The organism is Limosilactobacillus coleohominis (assembly GCF_016901675.1).
Lineage (GTDB): Bacteria > Bacillota > Bacilli > Lactobacillales > Lactobacillaceae > Limosilactobacillus > Limosilactobacillus intestinavium.
In genome coordinates this window covers 1-3,024 of sequence record NZ_JACJKU010000111.1, presented here as the reverse complement: position 1 = coordinate 3,024, position 3,024 = coordinate 1, and the positions used below count along the sequence as shown (strand labels likewise).

The following is a 3,024-nucleotide window of genomic DNA, read 5'->3' as shown; positions in this document are numbered from 1 at the left end:
CAGTAATGGTTCCTTGCCAAATTTTGCATAAATACCCACCCATATTTGAAAACTAAGTTCGTCGATCCCGTATTTTTGCCTAATAAATCCTTTACTATCATTACCATTGGCATACTCTTCGACAGCCTTAATCTTAATGTTTACGCTAATTTTAGTCATAAAAATACCCCCAAAGTCGATTTCCAACTTTGGGGGTACGCTTCAGGATCATCGTCTCACTCCTTAATTTTTGTATTTAATTACTAATAAGTATGCCAACATAAAAAGTAACAGAATACAGTAAGCAACCGCCAACCATGCAATTATTTGGATAAACGGTAACGGTGCAAACTTTGCAATAATTTCTAGCACAATTGCTAATACACACCATCCCGTTAGTCGACTTTTCAGTTGTTGAATGTTCTGATTAATATCTTTCTTCATTAGCTTTCATGGTTTTTCAGTGCTAATGCAAAATTCCCAATGGTAGCTGAGGTGTTATTCTTAGCAAGCGGCATGGTAATGTAATCTTCCAGTGAACCACAATAAATATAATTATTCATTAACTTACCAAATTCGCGCCGCACCTTTTTCAGAAATTCTTCGCTGGTTACTCCACCACCGAAAATAATCTTATTTGGACGTAGCATTAAAGTGGTATTTAGAGCCGCTTGGGCAACATAGTATGCCATAATGTCCCAAACATGGTCTGTCAATGGCACTACCCGTCCACTCTTACCAAGCCGTGCTTCAAAAGTAGGACCAGCTACCAAACCTTCTAGACAATCTCCATGGAACGGGCAAATACCCTTGAAATCAAGGTCGTCTGGATGACGCTTTAAGCGGATATGTCCCATTTCAGGATGTCCCATTGTTCCGATAAACTTACCATCCACAACTGCCCCGGCACCAACGCCAGTACCAATTGTGTAGTATACTAATGAATCTATTTTTTGATTAAACAACGTAGATAACACGTATTCACCATAAGCGGATCCGTTAACATCAGTGGTCCAAAAAACAGGAATATTTAGCGCTTTTTGTAAAGTTCCAACGACGTTTGTATTACTCCATCCCTTCTTAGGAGTATCGGTAATATAACCGTACTTTGGAGAATTACGACGAATTTCAATTGGCCCAAATGAAGAAATTGATAGTGATTTTAATTCTGGAAATTTTTTAAAATAATCAATCGACTTTTGCAAGGTTTCTTCAGGTGTAGTAGTTGGAAACACTGTCATATCCTCAATTCGATAATCTTCATTACCAACAGCACAAACAAATTTTGTTCCTCCGCCTTCGATACTCCCTAATAACATCTTATTCACCTCATATTTGTAATCGCTTTCAAAAATATTATCCCAGTTTTAACTCAAATTGGCAAGCGTTTACCAAAATTAATCAAAAAAGCGCACCACCATTTGTTTTTTGGTGATGCGACTAATTAATATTAATTATTAATTATCGGTTATCAGCCATTTCTTTGCGAAGCTTGTCGCCAACTTCTTCAAAACCTGGCTTGCCCAGAAGGCCAAACATATTAGTCTTATATGCTTCAACTCCTGGTTGGTTAAATGGATTGATACCGTTTAAGTACCCAGAAATAGCAATTGCTACTTCAAAGAAGTAAATTAAGTAACCTAATGTATATTCGTCTTCCTTATCAATGTGAACTGTCATAACTGGAACGCCACCAGTAGTATGAGCAGCAACAACTGCTTCGTAAGCTTTGGTATTAACCCAATCCATGTTCTTTCCTTGAAGATATTCCAAACCATCTAAATTGCTTTTAGCATCTGGAATCGTCATGTCATGGTTTGGATTGTCCAGCTTAACGACTGTTTCCATTAAGAAACGACGTCCCTCTTGGATATATTGACCAAGTGAATGTAAGTCAGTAGTGAAGTTGGCACTTGAAGGATAAATTCCCTTTTGATCCTTACCTTCGGATTCACCAGCAAGTTGCTTCCACCATTCCGCAAACATTGTCATATTTGGCTCATAATTTTCCAATAATTCCGTGGTGAAGCCCTTACGATAAAGAATATTACGGTAAGCTGCATATTGATATGCTTCGTTCTTTGCAAGATCTGGATCAACGTACGCCTTTTCAGAAGCAGCAGCACCTTCCATCAATTTATCAATGTCTGCACCGGATGCTGCAATTGGCAACAAACCAACAGCAGTTAATACAGAGTAACGACCACCAACACCATCAGGAATCACAAAGGTTTCCCAACCAGCAGCATCCGCTTCACTCTTAAGAGCTCCACGTTTTTTGTCGGTAGTAGCATAGATCCGCTTGTTTGCTTCATCTTCTCCATATTTATCAATCAACTTTTGCTTAAAAATTCTGAAAGCTATGGATGGTTCCGTAGTTGTTCCTGACTTGGAAATCACGTTGACTGAAAAGTCTTTGTCTCCAATTAAGTTAATTAAGTCATAAACATATGAAGAGCTTAATGAATTACCAGCAAATACTACTAATGGATTTTTGCGATCTTCAGCAGATTGAGCTTGGTAGAAACTATTATGCAAGAAATCAATTGCCATCCGCGCTCCAAGATATGATCCACCAATCCCAATAACAACTAAAATATCAGAATCTTGCTTAATTTTAGCTGCTGCTTTTTTAATACGGTCAAATTCTTCCTTATCATAATTACTTGGTAAATGAAGCCAGTCACGAAAATCAGCACCCGCACCGGTACCCTTACGCAATTCTTCGTCAGCAGCATTTACCATTGCTTGCATTTCACCCAACTCATTTGGATGAACAAACTTCTTTAAAGCACTGCTATCTAATGAAACTTGTGCCATGTGTATAACCTCTTTCTTGTATCATAATAAACTATACATACCAAATCATATCTGTTTATGAATGCCTTTTCAATACGAATTTAGAAAATTTATTATTTATTGTTAATTTTATTAACATGGTGGATTATAGAATGAAGTTAGCCACCCAGTTGGTGGTAAATAAAAAAACGCCATTCGGCGTGACATCAGGTATCATATTAAGTGAACCAAACCTATATGAAAGGA

The 3,024-nt window shown here is 37.6% G+C and carries 3 protein-coding genes; all 3 read right to left on the bottom strand.

The annotated features are described in order from the left end of the window. Positions 1-222: 222 nt before the first annotated feature. Positions 223-423 carry a hypothetical protein gene (locus tag H5975_RS07700; protein ID WP_204785552.1) on the bottom strand — a complete coding sequence of 67 codons (201 nt, stop codon included), beginning with the start codon at positions 421-423 and terminating at the stop codon, positions 223-225. After that, on the bottom strand, positions 423-1,298 hold the full coding sequence (gene scrK / locus H5975_RS07695; RefSeq protein WP_204785551.1) for a fructokinase ScrK: 876 nt from the start codon (positions 1,296-1,298) through the stop codon (positions 423-425). Before scrK ends, H5975_RS07700 begins: the two co-directional genes overlap by 1 nt. Before the next feature lie 142 nt (positions 1,299-1,440). Further along, positions 1,441-2,799, bottom strand: coding sequence for a glucose-6-phosphate isomerase (locus tag H5975_RS07690; RefSeq protein WP_204785550.1), 1,359 nt, complete (start codon positions 2,797-2,799; stop codon positions 1,441-1,443). Between the last annotated feature and the right edge of the window lie 225 nt (positions 2,800-3,024).